The following is a 17,582-nucleotide window of genomic DNA, read 5'->3' as shown; positions in this document are numbered from 1 at the left end:
CCCATTCAACGAGTTCCGAGTTCCGTATGACCGATCCCAAGATCAACCGACTCAATCCCCTGCCGGCCCTGATCTTCAGCTCGCGCTGGCTGCAGTTGCCGCTGTATCTGGGCCTGATCGTCGCCCAGGGCGTTTACGTCTTCCAGTTCGTCAAAGAGCTGATCCATCTGGTCAGCGACGCGGCCAGTCTGACCGAGCAGGCGATCATGCTGATCGTGCTGGGTCTGATCGACGTGGTGATGATCTCCAACCTGCTGGTGATGGTGATCGTCGGCGGTTATGAGACCTTCGTCTCGCGCCTGCGCCTGGAAGGCCACCCCGATCAGCCCGAGTGGCTGAGCCACGTCAACGCCAGCGTGCTCAAGGTCAAGCTGGCGATGGCGATCATCGGCATCTCCTCGATCCACCTGCTCAAGACCTTCATCGGCGCCGGCAACCTGGGCCTGCCGCTGTGCGGCACGCCGGAAGCCTACGAGGCCGCGCGCGCGGTCGCGGCGATGACGGCGAACGTCAAGACCACGCTGCGGGCGACCTGTTCGGAAGTCAGCGCGGCGGGGGTGATGTGGCAGTCGATCATCCACTTGCTGTTCATCGTCTCGGCGATCGGTATCGCCTGGACCGACAAGTTGATGAGCGCGCACAAGGCGCCGGCCAAGGCGCATTGAGTCATGGCGCGGTGCGAGGGCGCTTGAGCCTCGCACCGTTCTTTAGCTGTCGTCGATTCGATTCGCTTCGAGTCGCTTCGAACCCATCACCCCGTCATTCCGGCGAAAGCCGGAATCCATTTTGATTTTTCTCCCGGCTCCCAGCGCCGTGGAAGTAGAGCAACGTCAAAATGGATTCCGGCTTTCGCCGGAATGACGGGGTGAGGTTTTCCGGGTGTGAGGCCTTACAGAGGTGTGAGGACTTACAGATAAGCGGGCGGGGCTCGCAGGCAGCGGCTATTTGCGCTGCGGCTCCTTCCGCTGCGGCTCCATGATCGCCCGCCGCAACCGCAGCGCATCGGCATCGCCCGAGAATTTCAGCGAGCCCCCCTCCCGGCCGATACCCAACTCGCGATAGGCCGCCTCCAGCGACGGAAACTCGGTCATCGCCGAATAGCGCTCGTACAAACGCGCGAACACGCCACCGCCGCCAGCGCGATCCAGCGCCGCGACGAAGGCTTCCGGTTCCAGGTGTTCCTCGCCGTCCAGACAGCATTGCGAATAGCGCGACAGCACCCGCTCCAGGCTGTTGCCGCGCTCGCGGCGCAAGGCCAGGTCGGCTTCCAGCCAATACGCCGCGCCGGCCCAATAGATGCGCATGGTTGCGCCACGGCTCCAGCCCATCCGGTCCATGCGTTGCCCCACGCCGACCGCGCGCCCGCGTTGAAAACCGCCGTCGAGTCGGCGCCAGGCCTCATCCGGATCGAGCAACCCGGCGCGCGCGCGCAGAACGTTCTGGTAGTAACTGGCCAGCCCTTCGGCGAGCCAGCGGCCCTCATCGCCCAGATACGGGTGGAACAGGTGCGAAAGCTCGTGCACCGCGGTCCAATCGGCGCGCAGTTCGGCCAGGCTCGCGTCTTCGCGCACGTACAGCAGCACCCAGACGCCGTCGCTGCGTTGGGTCTGGCCCCACGGCACCGGGCTGGGGTCGCGGCCGCGTCGCGGCACCTGGCGGATGCGCACGCTGGCTTCGCGCAAGGGGAAGCGGCCGAACGCGGTCAGCGCTGCGCGGGCGCATTCGTCCAGCCAGCGGTGCAGCTCATCGGCGCGGGCGCGATCGCCGGGGTTTTCCACGATCACCCGCAGCCGGGTGTCGCCGGCGCGGATCACCCGTTCATCGGCGCGCTCGGCGGCCGCCGTGTCGCGGGCCGGGGCTGCGGCGTCGGTTTGCGCGCGCGCCGGAGCCGCCGTCGCGGTGATCGCGGCGCAAAGCAGCAGACTCGGCAACGGCGGAACGCGCAAGGCCATGATCGTCGCTTGTGTGATCGGTTCGGAACCGATCGGGTTTGAAACCGGGCGATACGGGAAGGTTCCCGCATCCGGGCCGTTACAATAGCCCGATGGACGTATCGCACCTGCTCGACGCACTCAATCCGGCCCAGCGCGAGGCCGTTTCGGCTCCGGCCGGCCACTACCTGGTTCTCGCCGGCGCCGGCAGCGGCAAGACCCGCGTGCTGACCCACCGCATCGCCTGGCTCAACGAAGTCTATGGCGTGCCCACCCACGGCATCCTGGCGGTGACCTTCACCAACAAGGCCGCCGGCGAAATGCGCACGCGCGTCGACGCGCAGCTGGCGCGCGGCGCGCGCGGGATGTGGATCGGCACCTTCCACGGTCTGGCCCACCGCCTGCTGCGCCTGCATTGGCAGGAGGCGAAGTTGCCGGAAGGGTTCCAGGTGCTCGACAGCGACGATCAGCTGCGCCTGGTCAAGCGCGTGGTGCAGGCGCTGGAACTGGACGAAACCCGCTTCCCGCCGCGCCAGATCAGCTGGTGGATCAACGCGCAGAAGGACGAAGGCAAACGCCCGCGCAACATCCAGCCGGTCGGCGACGATTGGGCCGACGTGATGCTGCGCTGCTACGAGGCCTATCAGGAGCGCTGCGAGCGCGCCGGTCTGGTCGACTTCGCCGAACTGCTGCTGCGCGCGCACGAATTGCTGCGCGACAACCCGGCGCTGCTGAGCCACTACCGCAACCGCTTCCGCGAGATCCTGGTCGACGAATTCCAGGACACCAACGCGATCCAGTACGCCTTCGTGCGGGTGCTGGCCGGCGACACCGGCCATGTGTTCGTGGTCGGCGACGACGATCAGGCCATCTACGGCTGGCGCGGCGCCAAGGTCGAGAACGTGCAGCGCTTCCTGCGCGACTTTCCCGGCGCGCAGACCATCCGCCTGGAACAGAACTACCGTTCCAGCGCGAATATTCTCGACGCGGCCAACGCGGTCATCGCCCACAACCCGGACCGGCTGGGCAAGAAGCTGTGGACCGACACCGGCCACGGCGAGCCGATCGACCTGTACGCGGCCTACAACGAGATGGACGAAGCGCGCTTCGTGATCGAGCGCCTGCGCCAGTGGGTGCGCGACGGCGGCAGTTACGGCGACGTCGCCATCCTGTACCGCAGCAACGCCCAGTCGCGCGCCTACGAAGAAGCCTTGCTGTCCGAACAGGTGCCGTACCGCGTGTACGGCGGCCAGCGCTTCTTCGAGCGCGCCGAAATCAAGGACACCCTGGCCTATTTGCGCCTGATCGCCAACCGCGCCGACGACGCCGCGTTCGAGCGCGCGGTCAACACGCCCACCCGCGGCATCGGCGAGCGCACCCTCGATGAAGTGCGCAAGCGCGCCCGCGCCGACGCGGTCTCGTTGTGGGACGCCGCGCTGCGGCTGTCGTCGGAAACCGTGCTGGCCGGACGCGCGCGCAACGCCCTGGCCGGTTTCGCTTTGCTGATCGACACCTTGCAAAGCGACGTGGCCGACATGCCGCTGCCGGAGAAGATCGACCACGTGCTGCAGCGTTCGGGTTTGCGCGAGCACTACGCCAACGAATCGCGCGGCCAGCTCGACTCGCGCACCGACAACCTCGACGAATTGGTCTCGGTGGCCTCGCGCTTCAGCCGCAGCGATGAGGATGAGGCCGCGGCGATGCCGGAGCTGATCGCGTTCCTGAGCTACGCGGCGCTGGAGGCCGGCGAAGGCCAGGCCCAGGCCGGCGAGGACGGGGTGCAGCTGATGACCCTGCACAGCGCCAAGGGCCTGGAGTTTCCGCTGGTGTTCCTGGGCGGGCTGGAAGAAGGGCTGTTCCCGAGCAACCGTTCGACCGAAGAATCCGGGCGCCTGGAAGAAGAGCGCCGGCTGGCCTATGTCGGCATCACCCGCGCGCGCGAGAAACTGGTGCTCAGCTACGCCGAAAGCCGCCGCATCCACGGCATGGACATGTTCGGCATGCCTTCGCGCTTCCTGCGCGAGATTCCCTCGACCTTGCTCAACGAAGTGCGGCCGAAGGTGCAGGTCTCGCGCCCGGCGTTCAACAGCGCGCCGCGCCGCGACTTCGGCCACGCGCCGATCGAGGCGCCGCCGGTCAAGCTGGGCTCGCAAGTGCGCCACGCCAGTTTCGGCACCGGCACGGTCACCGATTACGAGGGCGCCGGCGCGCATGCGCGGGTGCAGGTGAATTTCGACGATGCCGGGAGCAAGTGGCTGGTGTTGGCGTATGCGAATTTGCAGCCCCTCTAGTTAAACGTTCAACGCGTCAATGAAGGCGCGGTGTTCGTCGCAGAAGGGCCCCGCCAGTCGAGTCGAGGCCCTTCGGCCCCGTCGTCCGCCACATGCTTTTGCTCGTCATTCCCGCGAAGGCGGGAATCCAGAGACTTCAGAGCCATGTCGCGATAAGGCCCTGGATTCCCGCCTTCGCGGGAATGACGAGCAAAAAGAGCAGGCGGGTATGGCGAGATGAATGCCCGCAGTAACGAGCCGCGGTGAAGGCCAGCGCAGCCGCCCGAACGGGCCGCCACGCCCTGCCATCAAAACGCGTAACGCACCGTCAGCTGATACACCGGCCCCGCCTTCTCGCTTTCGCGCTCGTACTCGTCGTAATCGCGATCGTTCTGATCGTCCAACGTATCGAACTTATGAAACGCCTCATCCTTGGAGGCGTTGAGCAGATTCGACCCGGTCAAACGCACCGCCACCTGCGAGCCGAAGCGCTTCTCGACGAACGCCTCCAGATCGGCGCCGTAATGGGTCGAGACCTCCTCGCCCAGCACCCGCGAGGCCGCATCGCCCTGGCGCCGGTAACTGGCGCCGAACGACATCGCCACGCCCGGCAGGTCTTGAATGAAACCGACATTGAGCACGCTGCGCGGCTGATTGTTGAAACGGCGCTTGCCGAAATCGTCGTCGACGTCGCTGTCGAGCCATGAGTAATTGAGGAACACCCCGGTATCGGGCAAGCCCAACGCCGTCAGCGGCGTGGACAAGTCGAATTCGGCTCCGTACACCCGGCCGTCGCCGATATTGGCCGCGGTGAACACGAAGCTGTCCGCATCCAGCGCCGGATAACCGGGCGTGCCGGGGCCTGCGCCAGGATGTTCGTCGAGAAACTCATCGACCGCGTCGGCATGATCTTCCAGCGCGGCCGCGCTGGGCCGGCCGGTGCCGACGATTTCGATCAGATCGCGCACCTTGCGATAGAACAGGTTCACCCCGACCACGCCGCGCTGGCCCAGCCGACGCTCGTAACCCAGGTCCAGACCCCACGCGGTTTCCGGACGCAGCGCGGGATTGCCGAGGAAGTCGTTGTCGCCGTATTCCTTTTCCAAGGTCATCGGCAACAGTTGGGCGAAGTCGGGACGGCGCACGGTGCGCGCCAGCGACGCGCTGAGGCGGTCGTGTTCGGTCAGGTTGAAGCGCAGATGCGCCGAGGGCAGCAGCAGGCCGTAGTCCTTGTCGGCGCGCACGCTGTCGTCGCCTTCCGCGGCCAGGCTGCGGATGTTCGAGCGGGTGGTCTCGTAGCGCAGGCCGGTTTCCCAATCCACCCGGCCTTGCTTGCCGGAAAACATCAGGTACGGATCGATCCGGCGCTCTTCGATCCGGCTGCTCTGGCGCTCGAACTGCGCATACGGCGGCAGCGGCTGGCCTTCTTTCTTGGCCTTGACTTCGCTGGTGCGCAGCGAGGCGGTGCGGCGCTTGTCCAGGCCGTCCACGCCGAACTCCAGCTTGGCCGCGCCGAGCGCGCGGCTGTGCGCCAGCTTCAGGCTGAACTCGCTGTCGCGGGTGTCGCCGAGGATACGGGTGCCTTCGAAGCCGTCGAACGAGGGCGGGCTGTCTTCGGCGTCGTAACCGACTTCCTGCTCGGTGTCGTGGCGGCGGTCTTCGAAGCGCGCGTAGCCCAGGTCGATCTCGCTGCGGCCGCCGGCCAGGTCGAAGGCGTAGCGGGCGTTGAGGCTGGCGTTGTCTTGCTGGATATCGACTTTCTGATCGTTGATCGACAGCAGATGCCCGCGCGCAAGGCTGGACGGGTCGTTGTACTCGCGCGAATGCTCGGTCTCGGTGCGGTCGGTGCGCACGTAGAAGCCGTCCACGCTGAGCCGGCCGCTGCCGATGTCGCGGGTGTAGGACAGGTTGCCGGAGTAGTCGGTGCCGTCGCGCACGTCGCTCTGGTCTTCGCGGTCGACGAAATCGCCGCCGAGCGATTCGAACCGGTCGCTGCGCTTGCGCTTGGGGTTGTGCCGGCCCTGCACGTTGATGCCGCCGAGCACGCGGCCGCCGGCGAATTCGCCGCTGCCGACCGCGCCGAACACCGGCTTGGTCTTGCCGTCGTCGAAATGCAGCGCGCCGGCGCGCAGATAGCCGCCGTCGAATTCGTAGGCGTCGCGCAGCACGATGTTGAGCGCGCCGGCGACCGCATCGCCGGAACGGTTGGCGCTGGGGCTGCGGATGATTTCGATGCGTTCGACCAGTTCGGCCGGAATGCGGTCGACATAGAACGAACGGTCGCCGCCGGCGCCGGGCACTTTCTTGCCGTTGATCAGAATCTGGGTGTAGCCCGGGTCCAGACCGCGCAGCCGCGCGCCGTCGTACTCCAGCACGTCGGAGACGAAGCCCACGCTCGGCACGCGTTTGAGCATGTCGCCGACCGTCAATGGTTCGAAGCGTTGGAAGTAGTCCAGGCCGTAGCTCAGCGTCGGCGCGGTGGCCTCGCTGCGGTCGCGGTAGGCGATCTGGCCGGTCACGGTGACCCGGTCGAGATCGGTCGCCTCGGCGGGCGCGTCGGCGGCCACGGCCGGCGCGGCGAGGCAGATCGATAAGGCGGCGCTGAGCGCGTGGTGGCTGAGCGTGAAGCGTCGCGGGCTGCGCATGGGAGGGGCCGGTGAACAGATGGCGAGCGTTGTAAGTCCATGCGATGGCAGGACGATGACTGTGTGCGCGATTTATCGTTCCGGCGCGTGCTCGCGCGCGCCGTCGCTGTCATGAAAGCGGAATGTGACGGTTCTATAACGGCGTCGGTAACAATGCCGCCGAAGCGACCGCGTCCATGCCCAAACGCTCGATCTCGATCCTCTCCATCGCCTTGGTTCTGGCCGGCTGCGCGACTGCGGACGCGCCGCGCGATGGCGTCGCATCGGCATCGGCATCGGCGCCGGCCGCGCAACGCGAACCCGACGAACGCGGCGACGCCGATCCGTTGCTGGCCCGCGCGGGCCTGGCCTTCGCCCAGGTCGATGAGGCCTTCGTGACCGCGGCCACGCCGCAGGACAACATCGATTCGCCGGCGGTCTGGCGCGCGCCGAACGGACGCTTGTGGGTGCTGGCGACGGCCAAGCAGGGCGGCGGCCTGGCGATCTACGACGGCGAGCGCGGCGACGCGGTCGCGCGTTACGGCCGCGAAGGCGGCGGCCTGGGCGAATTCCGCCGGCCCAACGGCATCGCCGTGGTCGGCGATCTGGCGTTCGTGGTCGAACGCGACAACCGCCGCGTGCAGGTGTTGTCGCTATCGCTGGCGGACGCGCCGCTCAACGCGCCGGGCATCGCCGACACCCGCACGCCGCGGCTGCGGCCGCTGACCAGCTTCGGCGCCGAGCAACTGCAGCAACCCTACGGCATCTGGGTGCGCGCGCTCGGCGCCAACGAACTGGAAGCGATCGTCACCGATGCCTACATGGCCGGCGAAGACGCCGACGGCAACGAAATCCCGCCGCCGCTGGAACAACTGGGCCGGCGCATGCAGCGCTACCGGATCGCGCTCGGCGGCGCCAGGCCGGTCGCGCGCCACCTCGGCGCCTTCGGCGATACCAGCGCCGAAGGCGCGATCCGCGTACCGGAATCGATCTGGGGCGATCCGGCCCACGACCGGCTGTTGATCGCCGAGGAAGACCTGGCCACCGGCACCGCGATTCGCGAGTACGGCCTGGACGGACGCTACCGCGGCCGCACCCTGGGCCTGGGCTTGTTCAAGGCCCAGGCCGAAGGCATCGCGCTGTGGCAGTGCGAGGACGGCAGCGGTTATTGGATCGCCACCGACCAATACAAAGACCGCAGCGCCTTCCACGTGTTCGATCGGGTGAGCCTGCGTCACCTGGGCACCTTCGCCGGCCGCACCGTCGGCAACACCGACGGCGTGTGGCTGCAACAGGCCGGCTCGCCGCGCTTCCCCGACGGCGTGTTCTACGCCGTCCACGACGATCAGGCGGTCGGCGCGTTCGACTGGCGCGACATCGCCCACGCCCTGAACCTGCGCAGCCGCTGCCAAGGCTGAGGCGCGCTGCGCCTCAGCGATCGGTGAGCTTGAACGACTTCACCAACAGATCGAACCCCGGCTGAGTCTGGGCGAGGTCTTCTTCCGCGCTCTGGGTGATCAGGAATGCGGTGCGATGCGCGCCGGTGATCTTGTGGTACTCGCGCAGGTGCGGAACCTTCACCCCGCCGATGCTGGCGACATAACGCTCGCGCACGGTGCCCTCGGCGAAGCCGGACAGATCGAAGCGGCTTTCGCCGCTGAGCATCGCCGGCATCGACTTGTCGGCATCGGCCGAGAAGCTGCGCGCGAATTCTCCCAGGTCGCGGCCGCCGTCGGATTGGATCATGGCGATGAACAGCGCCGAGCCCGGACTTTCCACGGCCAGGTAATGCATGCCGGACACGCGCTCATCGTCGCTGAGCTTCCAGTTGGCCGGAATCTGCATCTGCACGCCGAGCCGGTCGTAGCGCTTGGGTTGCTCGACGTTCGCGGCCGGCTCGCCGCAGGCGGCCAACAGCGCGAGCAAACCGGCGGCCAGCCAGCGCAGAGCGCGGCCGCGCGATGGGCGAGTCGAAATCATGGCCATCATCCGTGAAGCCCCCTGTGGACCTGCCGGGCACCCTAGCAGCCCGCGACGGCGCGCGCGCGTGCCGTTCGGCCTGTGTCGCGGCCACGACGAACGACACTGTAAAGGCGCATTCGCGAGCGCCTAGGCTGCGCTTCTCATGCCTGCCTGACGGAACCTCCGATGCTCGCACGTCTCCTGCTCGCCGCCGCGCTGGCGTTGTCCGCGCCGGCCGCTTACGCCGCCGATCCGCACACCGATCCGCGCAATCTGCAACCCAAGGATCTGTTCGACCTGGAATGGGCCGACGCGCCGGCGATCTCGCCGGACGGACGCCGCATCGTTTACCAGCGCAAGTTCTTCGACATCATGAAGGACCGCCGGCGCAGCAATCTGTGGCTGATCGACGCCGACAGCGGCAAACAGCGCGCGCTGACCGGCGGCGCGTTCGGCGACGGCGCCGCGGTGTGGTCGCCCAGCGGCGACCGCATCGCCTGGGTGTCCGACCGCGACGGTTCGGCGCAGATCTGGGTGCGCTGGATGGACAGCGGCCAGCAGTCGGCGATCAGCCGTCTCACCGAGGGCGCATCCAATCTGGCCTGGTCGCCGGACGGGCGCTGGCTCGCGTTCACCATGCACGTCGCCGCCGACACCACGCCCTTGGCCCAGTTGCCGGCCAAACCCGAGGGCGCGCAGTGGGCCGACGCGGTCAAGCTGATCGACCGCATGAACTACCGCGGCGACGGCGCCGGTTACTTCAAGCCGGGCTATACCCATGTGTTCGTGATGCCGGCCGACGGCGGCACTCCGCGCCAGGTCACCCGCGGCGACTTCGACCACGACTCCGTGCCGGTGTGGAGCCGCGACGGCGCTTCGCTGTTCGTGGTGTCCAACCGTCGCGCCGATGCCGAGTATCGGCCGATCGACAACGACATTTACCGGGTCGATGTCGCCAGCGGCGAAACCGTGGCCTTGACCGACCGCGCCGGGCCCGATGTGTCGCCGGTGCTGTCGCCCGACGGCCGGCAACTGGCGTATCTGGGCTACGACGACCGCAAGCGCAGCTATCAGGTCACCCATCTGTATGTGCTGGACCTGGCCAGCGGCAAATCGCGCGCGCTGACCGAATCCTTCGATTACGACATCGAAAACCCGCAATGGGATCGCAGCGGCCGCGGCGTGTATTTCGGTTACGACCGCGAAGGCGTAAGCCATCTGGGCTGGATCGGCGCGGGCGGCGGCAAGGTCGAATCGGTCGCCGACGACGTCGGCGGCACCACCATCGGCCGGCCGTATCCGGGCGGCAGTTTCTCGGTCGGCGGCGCGCGCGTGGCCTATACCCGCGGCACCGCCTCGCGCCCGGCCGATGTGGCGGTGGTCGAGCGCGGCGGCAAGTCGCGGGTGCTGACCGATCTCAACGCCGACTCGCTCGCGCGCAAGCGCCTGGGCGAGGTCGAAACGCTGTGGACCAAGTCCTCGGCCGACGGCCTGGACGTGCAAGGCTGGATCGTCAAACCGCCGCAGTTCCAGCCCGGCAAGCGTTACCCGTTGCTGCTGGAAATCCACGGCGGCCCGTACGCCAATTACGGCCCGCGCTTCGCCGTGGAAACCCAGCTCTACGCCGCCGCTGGTTATGTGGTGCTGTATCTCAACCCGCGCGGCAGCACCAGTTACGGCCAGGCCTTCGCCGATCATATCCACCAGAACTATCCCAGCCACGATTACGACGATCTGATGAGCGCGGTCGACGCGACCATCGCCAAGGGCTATGTCGATCCGCAACAGCTCTACGTCACCGGCGGCTCCGGCGGCGGCGTGCTGACCGCGTGGATCGTCGGCCACACCGATCGCTTCCGCGCCGCGGTGGTGGCCAAGCCGGTGATCAACTTCACCAGCTTCGCGCTGACCTCCGACGGCCCGTCCTACATCACCCAGCACTGGTTCCCGGGCCCGCCGTGGGAAGCGCAGGAGCTGTACTGGAGGCTGTCGCCGCTGGCGTACGTGGGCAAGGTCAAGACGCCGACGATGTTGATCACCGGCGAGAGCGACTACCGCACGCCGATCTCGGAAACCGAGCAGTACTACACCGCGCTCAAGCTGCATCGCGTGGACACCGCGATGATCCGCATCCCCGGCGCCTCGCACGGCATCGGCGCGCGGCCCAGCGAAACCCTGGCGCAGGTGCTCAATACGCTGGGGTGGTTCGAGCGTTATCGCAACAAGCCCGCAGCCGCCAACAGCGAGAACAACCCGCCGGCGGCGCCCGAGGGCTGAGTCGCGGCGCGGTCGCCCCGGCTCCCTTCTGCGATGAGGGGCCGGGAGATCGCATCGCGGTGGAGTAAAACTTGCCTCGTCGCCGACTCGACCACGCTCAAGCGCCATGACTTCGAACCCACACGCCGACCCGCAAGCGCGGATCGCGCCCGCCAGCGAATCCGAGGCCGAGGCGATCTGCGCCGGCCTGCGCCGGTTCAACAGCGAAGTCATCGGCGCGCACGATTTCAAACCGCTGTGGCTGGCCGCGCACGCCGCCGACGGGCGCTTGATCGGCGGCGCGGTCGGCTATGTCGGCTTGGGCTGGTTGCACCTGGAGGCGCTGTGGGTCGAGCAAGCCGCGCGCGGCCATGGGCTCGGCGCGGCGTTGCTGGCGCGGATCGAAGCAAGCGCGATCGAGTCCGGAGCGAATGCGGCGCATCTGGACACGTTCGACTGGCAGGCCGAAGGGTTTTATCTGAAGCAGGGATACCGCGAATTCGGCCGGCTGGAGGATTTTCCGCGCGGCCGGCAGCGGCTGTTTCTGCAAAAGCGCTTGTCGCCCGAGTAGACGGCCGCCGCCCTCAGTCCAGCTTCACCCCGAAATGGAACGCCTCGATGCGCAGCCGCTCGCGCAGATAGAACGCGTGCGCATCCTGGCGTTGGGTGCCCGAGTCCAATTGCAGCCGCGCGCAGCCCAGCCGCTTGGCTTCGGCCTTGAGCCAATCCAGCATCGCCTTGCCGTACCCCTGGCTGCGCACCGATTGGTCGGTGATCAGATCGTCGACATACACGTGCAGGCCGACCGCGAGCATCTCCATCACCCGCCAGCAGGCGAACGCGCGCGGCACGCCTTGGCCGTCGTAGGCGACGGTGGCGCGGCAGCCTTCGGCGATCTGCCGGTGCATCTGGGCGATGAAGCGCGGCTCATCGAACTCGGGCCGCAGTTGCGACACCAGCGGCCATACGGCGCGCAGTTCGGCGTCGCCGACGACGGTGCGGATTTCGGGCGCGGACGAAGCGGGCATGCGATTCCCAGGCGGAATTAATGAGAGAGGTTCGACAGCGGCCCGCGCGCGGCGGCCGCCAAGCCGCGGGGCTTACCAGCTGAACAGCTTGAAATACACCGGTGAGACTGTGCCTTCGCCCTTGCTGGTATCGAGCTTGCCGTCGCCGTTTTCGTCGACCAGGTAATACACCGGCCCACGCGCGGGGGTGATCTTGACCGCGCGCAGTTGCCCGGCGACCCGGTATTCCTCCAGCACGTCGCCGTTCTCGACCGTGCGGGTGCGGATTTCGGCGTTGCTGAGCGCGGCGGTGGGATCCTCGGCCGCGCGGGTGGTGGCGCAGCCGCTCAGCGCCAGGGCGAGCGAGAGGCCGAGCAGGGCGGCGAGGGGCGTCGGCGACGCGTGGGGGGCGCGCATGGCGTTTCTCCGGATTTCAGGCCGACAGCATACGCCGCGGCGGCGTTAAGGGTGCGCATGGGGCGCAGCGCGCGGGCCGCATTCGCAGCCCCGGCGACCACTGAGCGTAGACCACTGGGGGTAGAATCGGTCCCATGAAAAGACTCGTCCTGATCGATGGTTCCAGCTACCTCTACCGCGCCTTCCACGCGCTGCCGCCGCTGAGCAACGATGCCGGCGAACCCACCGGCGCGCTGTTCGGCGTGGTCAACATGCTGCGCTCGACCTTGAGCGAGCGCCCGGACTTCGTCGCCTTCGTGGTCGACGCGCCCGGCAAGACCTTCCGCGACGACCTCGACCCGCAGTACAAGGCCAATCGTCCGCCGATGCCGGACGATCTGCGCGCGCAGATCCTGCCGATGTGCGAGATCGTCGAAGCGCTGGGCATTCCGATCCTGCGCATCGACGGGGTCGAGGCCGACGACGTGATCGGCACGCTGGCGCTGCGCGCCAACGCCGAGTCCATCGACGTCACCATTTCCACCGGCGACAAAGACTTCGCTCAGCTGGTCCGCCCGGGCGTGGCCCTGGTCAACACCATGAGCGGCAGCCGGATGGATTCGGATGAGGCGGTGTTCGCAAAGTTCGGGGTCAATCCGAATCAGATCGTCGATCTGCTCTCGCTGATGGGCGACACTGTCGACAACGTCCCCGGCGTTGAGAAGTGCGGGCCCAAGACCGCGGCCAAGTGGCTGGGCGAGTACGGCACCCTGGACGGGGTGATCGAACACGCCGGCCAGATCAAGGGCAAGATCGGCGACAACCTGCGCGCCGCGCTCGGCCGGCTGCCGCTCAACCGCGTGCTGACCACGATCAAGACCGATGTCGAACTCGAGCGCGGGCCGCAGGAACTGGCGCTGCGCGAGCGCGATCTGGAAGCGCTGCGCACGCTGTATGCGCGCTACGGCTTCAAGCAGGCGCTGCGCGAGATCGAGGGCGGCGCCAACGCCACCGCCAACGAGATCGCCTCCGACCGCGCCGGCTTGCGCGCCACCGCCGCCGGCCACGCGCGCTCCAGCGCGGCCGCGGAGGCGCCCGACGCCGCCCTGTCGGTCAAGGGCGAATACGAGGCCATCACGACCCAATCGCAGCTCGATGCGCTGGTGGCCGAGTTGCAGTCCAGCGACGAATTCGCCTTCGACAGCGAAACCGATTCGCTCGACCCGATGCTGGCCAACTTGGTCGGCCTGAGCTTCGCCACCCAGACCGGCCGCGCGGTGTACATCCCGCTGGGCCACGACTACCCCGGCGCGCCGGCCCAGCTCGATCGCGAGTCGGTGCTGGCGGCGCTGCGTCCGGTGTTCGCCGATCCGGCCCGGCGCAAGCTCGGCCAACACGGCAAGTACGACCTGCACGTGCTGCGCCGTCACGGCGTCGAGGTGGCCGGTTACGCCGACGACACCATGCTGGAGAGCTTCGTCTACAACGCCACCGCCAGCCGCCACGACATGGATTCGCTGGCCAAGCGCTATCTGGGTTACGACACGATCAAATACGCCGACGTCGCCGGCAAGGGCGCCAAGCAGATCGCGTTCTCGCAGGTCGCCATCGACGACGCCACCGCTTACGCCGCCGAAGACGCCGACGTGACCTTGCGCCTGCACCGCGTGCTCGGCGCGCGTCTGGCCGCCGAGCCGGAGCTGGAGAAGGTCTACCGCGAGATCGAAATGCCGCTGGTGCCGGTGCTGGCGCGGGTCGAGGCCAACGGGGTGATGGTCGACGGCGATGAGTTGCGCCGGCAATCGCAGGACCTGGGCAAGCGCATGCTCGATGCGCAGATCAAGGCGACCGAACTGGCCGGGCGCACCTTCAACCTGGATTCGCCGAAGCAGCTGCAAGCCTTGTTGTTCGATGAGCTCAAGCTGCCGGTGCTGGTGAAGACCCCGACCGGCCAGCCGAGCACCAACGAAGAAGCGCTGGAAGCGATCGCCGATCAGCACGAACTGCCGCGGGTGATCCTGGAATACCGCGGTCTGGCCAAGCTGCGCAGCACCTACACCGACAAATTGCCGGAAATGGTCAACCCGCACACCGGCCGCGTGCACACCAGTTATCACCAGGCCGGCGCGGCCACCGGGCGGCTGGCCTCAAGCGATCCGAACCTGCAGAACATTCCGATCCGCACCGACGACGGCCGCCGCATCCGCCGCGCCTTCATCGCGCCGGAGGGCCGGCGGTTGCTGGCTTGCGACTACTCGCAGATCGAACTGCGGATCATGGCCCACCTGTCGGAAGACGCCGGCCTGGTGCGCGCGTTCGAATCCGGCGCCGACGTGCACCGCGCCACCGCGGCGGAAGTGTTCGGCAAGAAATCCCTGGACGAGGTCAGCGGCAACGAACGCCGCGCGGCCAAGGCGATCAACTTCGGTTTGATGTACGGCATGAGCGCGTTCGGTCTGGCGCGCCAGCTCGGCATCGGCCGCGGCGAGGCGCAGGACTACATCGCCCTGTACTTCAGCCGTTACCCCGGCGTGCGCGATTTCATGGAGCGCACCCGCCAGGAGGCGCGCGAGCAGGGCTATGTGGAGACCGTGTTCGGCCGGCGCCTGTATCTGGACAACATCAAGGCCTCCAACCAGGGCCTGCGCGCGGGCGCCGAACGCGCGGCGATCAACGCGCCGATGCAGGGCACCGCGGCCGACATCATCAAGCGCGCGATGATCGACATCGATGCTTGGCTCGGCGCTCACAGCGCGCGTGCCAAGATGATCCTGCAGGTGCACGACGAACTGGTATTCGAAGCCGACGAGGCGTTCATCCCGGAACTGCGCGAGGAAGCCTCGCGGCGGATGGCGGCGGCCGCCACATTGCGCGTGCCGCTGGTGGTAGACAGCGGTGTCGGTATTAATTGGGACGAAGCGCATTGATTATCTGGAAGCCATTGATTTTGCAGGGCTTGGTTTAATGAATCGGTCCTGAACCCAACAATTTATTAACTCTGGTCTTCACGAACTATCCATGTGCCAGGTGGTCATATAGGTCGCGACAGATGCAACGTCTGTCGCCGATCTCTCCCTCCCCTGGAGTGATCCCCCGGAGCGAACGCCCCCTCCCCAGGGCACGCTCCACCAGCCCCGCCGGCCCCCCCTGCCTGCGGGGCTTTTTATTTGGGGCTCCGGAAAGCGCCGGGGCCGCCGGAAAGCCGCCGGAAAGCCGCCGGGGCCGCGATGGCCGGGGCCGTCATTCCCGCGCAGGCAGGCTCCGCTTTACTTCGGCGGAGCCGAACATCCAGAGCCAAGAGCCTTCAGCGTCATCTCCCCAGAACGTCATTCCCGCGAAGGCGGGAATCCAGAGACTTCAGCGTCACCCTTCCAGGACGTCATTCCCGCGAACGCGGGAATCCAGCGACTTCAAACGTTCTCGCATGAAAGGCCCTGGATTCCCGCCTACGCGGGAATGACGGTCTGGAGAGGGCGCGCTGAAGCCTCGCGGGAGTGCCCACGGCGCTTGGCGTGGCGCCTGCAACCCGTTACGCCCACTCCACCCGCCGCCGCGCCACAATCGCGCCATCGCCGCCAGGAGCCCGCCCGATGTCCGACGCCTTTCACCTGTCGATGCCGTGGTGGGAGTACCTGGTCCGCGCCTGCATCGTCTACTTCGTGCTGCTGGCGATGATCCGCCTGTCCGGCAAGCGCACGATGGGGCAGTTCACCTCGTTCGACATGCTGCTGATCGTGCTGCTGGGCAACGCGGTGCAGAACGCGCTGCTGGGCAGCGACAACTCGGTCACCGGCGGACTGATCCTGGCGACCACGCTGATGACCTTGAACTGGTCGATCGGCTACCTCGCCGCGCGCAGCGCGCGGGCCGAACGGGTGCTGGAAGGCGAGCCGGTGGTGTTGGCGCGCGACGGCCACGTCTTCCGCAACGTGCTGCGGCGCGAGTTGGTTAGCCGTGCCGATTTCGAGAAAGCCATGCGCGAGAACGATTGCGATGAGGTCGACCACATCGCCCTGGCGATGCTGGAAACCAACGGCCACATCACGATGTTGAAGAAGGCCGGTTGAGCCAGATCCTGAGCGTTGTCGCGACGGCGCCCTGTAGGAGCTGCGCGAGCTGCGACCGCGAAACCCCGCTGACGACGCAAGCCGGATGTCGCGGTCGCAGCTCCTACAGGCAGCTATCGCTGCAGGCGATCAGCCTTGCGCTTCGCCCAACCAATCGCGCGGCGTCAGATACGCGGCCAACTTGGCCTCATCGCTGTCCGCCTCTGGGCTGAAGCCGTATTCCCAGCGCACCAGCGGCGGCAGGCTCATCAGAATCGATTCGGTGCGCCCGCCCGATTGCAGCCCGAACAAGGTGCCGCGGTCGAACACCAGATTGAACTCGACATAACGCCCGCGCCGGTACAGCTGGAACTGCCGTTCGCGCTCGCCAAAGGCGGTATCGCGGCGACGCTCCACCAGCGGCAGATAAGCGTCGAGGAACCCGTCTCCGACCGCGCGCTGATAGGCGAAGTCGCGTTCGAAATCGCCGTGCAGATCGTCGAAGAACAAGCCGCCGACGCCGCGGGTTTCGTTGCGGTGCTTGAGGAAGAAGTAGTCGTCGCACCAGCGCTTGTGCGCCTGATAGCGCTCTTCGCCGCCGAACGGCTCGCACAGCGCGCGGGCGGTGCCGTGCCAATGGCGCACGTCTTCGATGAACGGGTAGAACGGGGTCAGATCGAAGCCGCCGCCGAACCACCAGGCCACGGTTTCGCCGTCGCGCATCGCGCGGAAGTAGCGCACGTTGGCGTGGGTGGTCGGCAGGTAGGGATTGTTCGGATGGAACACCAGCGACACCCCGACCGCGCGCCAGGACGCGCCGGCCAGTTCCGGCCGCGCGGCGCTGGCCGACGGCGGCAGCTTGCTGCCGGAGACGTCGGAAAAGCCGATGCCGGCCTGCTCGAACACTTGTCCGCCGCGCAGGATGCGGGTGCGGCCGCCGCCGCCTTCCGGGCGCTGCCAGATGTCTTCGACGAAGCGCGCCTGGCCGTCGGCCTGTTCGATGGCGGCGCACAGGCGGTCCTGCAGGCCGGAGAGGTAATCGCGTACGCGGTCGAAATCGCTCATGCCGCGCATTCTACCGATGCCGCCG

General features: G+C 67.4%; 13 protein-coding genes. 7 read left to right on the top strand and 6 right to left on the bottom strand.

Going from position 1 to position 17,582, the window contains the following annotated elements; translation table 11 throughout:
- The first annotated feature begins 26 nt into the window (after positions 1–26).
- A complete protein-coding gene (locus V7787_RS43060) occupies positions 27–665 on the top strand; it encodes a TIGR00645 family protein (protein WP_336093786.1) in 639 nt (212 codons plus the stop codon).
- 276 nt (positions 666–941) lie between these two features.
- Here V7787_RS43060 and V7787_RS43055 read toward each other — a convergent pair whose 3' ends face one another.
- Positions 942–1,952, bottom strand: coding sequence for a M61 family metallopeptidase (locus tag V7787_RS43055; protein WP_336093785.1), 1,011 nt, complete (start codon positions 1,950–1,952; stop codon positions 942–944).
- Positions 1,953–2,044: 92 nt separating this feature from the next.
- Here V7787_RS43055 and uvrD point away from each other — a divergent pair, with 92 nt between their 5' ends.
- Positions 2,045–4,222: a DNA helicase II gene (gene uvrD, locus V7787_RS43050; RefSeq protein WP_336093783.1), complete on the top strand. Its 2,178-nt coding sequence runs from the start codon at positions 2,045–2,047 to the stop codon at positions 4,220–4,222.
- Positions 4,223–4,509: 287 nt separating this feature from the next.
- Here the strand turns inward: uvrD and V7787_RS43045 are convergent, their stop codons facing one another.
- Positions 4,510–6,846: a TonB-dependent receptor plug domain-containing protein gene (locus V7787_RS43045; protein ID WP_336093782.1), complete on the bottom strand. Its 2,337-nt coding sequence runs from the start codon at positions 6,844–6,846 to the stop codon at positions 4,510–4,512.
- 176 nt (positions 6,847–7,022) lie between these two features.
- Between V7787_RS43045 and V7787_RS43040 the strand changes: the two genes are divergently transcribed.
- Complete coding sequence (locus V7787_RS43040) at positions 7,023–8,243, top strand: hypothetical protein (RefSeq protein ID WP_336093781.1); 1,221 nt, start codon at positions 7,023–7,025, stop codon at positions 8,241–8,243.
- 13 nt (positions 8,244–8,256) lie between these two features.
- Here V7787_RS43040 and V7787_RS43035 read toward each other — a convergent pair whose 3' ends face one another.
- On the bottom strand, positions 8,257–8,805 hold the full coding sequence (locus V7787_RS43035; RefSeq protein WP_336093780.1) for a hypothetical protein: 549 nt from the start codon (positions 8,803–8,805) through the stop codon (positions 8,257–8,259).
- Positions 8,806–8,973: 168 nt separating this feature from the next.
- Here V7787_RS43035 and V7787_RS43030 point away from each other — a divergent pair, with 168 nt between their 5' ends.
- On the top strand, positions 8,974–11,064 hold the full coding sequence (locus V7787_RS43030; protein ID WP_336093779.1) for a S9 family peptidase: 2,091 nt from the start codon (positions 8,974–8,976) through the stop codon (positions 11,062–11,064).
- A gap of 106 nt (positions 11,065–11,170) precedes the next feature.
- Positions 11,171–11,614, top strand: coding sequence for a GNAT family N-acetyltransferase (locus V7787_RS43025; RefSeq protein WP_336093778.1), 444 nt, complete (start codon positions 11,171–11,173; stop codon positions 11,612–11,614).
- Between the two features lie 13 nt (positions 11,615–11,627).
- On the opposite strand, the gene V7787_RS43020 is transcribed toward V7787_RS43025, so the two are convergent.
- Positions 11,628–12,071 carry a GNAT family N-acetyltransferase gene (locus V7787_RS43020; protein ID WP_336093777.1) on the bottom strand — a complete coding sequence of 148 codons (444 nt, stop codon included), beginning with the start codon at positions 12,069–12,071 and terminating at the stop codon, positions 11,628–11,630.
- Between the two features lie 72 nt (positions 12,072–12,143).
- Complete coding sequence (locus V7787_RS43015; RefSeq protein ID WP_336093776.1) at positions 12,144–12,467, bottom strand: DUF2782 domain-containing protein; 324 nt, start codon at positions 12,465–12,467, stop codon at positions 12,144–12,146.
- Positions 12,468–12,601: 134 nt separating this feature from the next.
- On the opposite strand from V7787_RS43015, the gene polA reads away from it, so the two are divergent.
- The gene (gene polA / locus V7787_RS43010; protein ID WP_336093775.1) at positions 12,602–15,373 is read left to right on the top strand and encodes a DNA polymerase I; all 2,772 of its coding nucleotides are present in this window, start codon (positions 12,602–12,604) and stop codon (positions 15,371–15,373) included.
- A 663-nt stretch (positions 15,374–16,036) separates the two neighbouring features.
- The gene (locus V7787_RS43005; protein ID WP_336093774.1) at positions 16,037–16,513 is read left to right on the top strand and encodes a DUF421 domain-containing protein; all 477 of its coding nucleotides are present in this window, start codon (positions 16,037–16,039) and stop codon (positions 16,511–16,513) included.
- 129 nt (positions 16,514–16,642) lie between these two features.
- On the opposite strand, the gene hemF is transcribed toward V7787_RS43005, so the two are convergent.
- Positions 16,643–17,557, bottom strand: coding sequence for an oxygen-dependent coproporphyrinogen oxidase (hemF, locus tag V7787_RS43000; protein WP_336093794.1), 915 nt, complete (start codon positions 17,555–17,557; stop codon positions 16,643–16,645).
- Between the last annotated feature and the right edge of the window lie 25 nt (positions 17,558–17,582).

The sequence above is a fragment of the Pseudomonas sp. CGJS7 genome (assembly GCF_036961695.1).
This window is presented reverse-complemented; position numbering and strand designations above follow the sequence as displayed.

Coding starts and splice junctions, on each gene's coding strand:
- V7787_RS43025 (WP_336093778.1), top strand. CDS start 11,171: ATGACTTCGAACCCACACGCCGACCCGCAAGCGCGGATCGCGCCCGCC.
- V7787_RS43030 (WP_336093779.1), top strand. CDS start 8,974: ATGCTCGCACGTCTCCTGCTCGCCGCCGCGCTGGCGTTGTCCGCGCCG.
- V7787_RS43015 (WP_336093776.1), bottom strand. CDS start 12,467: ATGCGCGCCCCCCACGCGTCGCCGACGCCCCTCGCCGCCCTGCTCGGC.
- uvrD (WP_336093783.1), top strand. CDS start 2,045: ATGGACGTATCGCACCTGCTCGACGCACTCAATCCGGCCCAGCGCGAG.
- V7787_RS43020 (WP_336093777.1), bottom strand. CDS start 12,071: ATGCCCGCTTCGTCCGCGCCCGAAATCCGCACCGTCGTCGGCGACGCC.
- V7787_RS43040 (WP_336093781.1), top strand. CDS start 7,023: ATGCCCAAACGCTCGATCTCGATCCTCTCCATCGCCTTGGTTCTGGCC.
- V7787_RS43005 (WP_336093774.1), top strand. CDS start 16,037: ATGTCCGACGCCTTTCACCTGTCGATGCCGTGGTGGGAGTACCTGGTC.
- polA (WP_336093775.1), top strand. CDS start 12,602: ATGAAAAGACTCGTCCTGATCGATGGTTCCAGCTACCTCTACCGCGCC.
- hemF (WP_336093794.1), bottom strand. CDS start 17,557: ATGAGCGATTTCGACCGCGTACGCGATTACCTCTCCGGCCTGCAGGAC.
- V7787_RS43060 (WP_336093786.1), top strand. CDS start 27: ATGACCGATCCCAAGATCAACCGACTCAATCCCCTGCCGGCCCTGATC.
- V7787_RS43035 (WP_336093780.1), bottom strand. CDS start 8,805: ATGATTTCGACTCGCCCATCGCGCGGCCGCGCTCTGCGCTGGCTGGCC.
- V7787_RS43055 (WP_336093785.1), bottom strand. CDS start 1,952: ATGGCCTTGCGCGTTCCGCCGTTGCCGAGTCTGCTGCTTTGCGCCGCG.
- V7787_RS43045 (WP_336093782.1), bottom strand. CDS start 6,846: ATGCGCAGCCCGCGACGCTTCACGCTCAGCCACCACGCGCTCAGCGCC.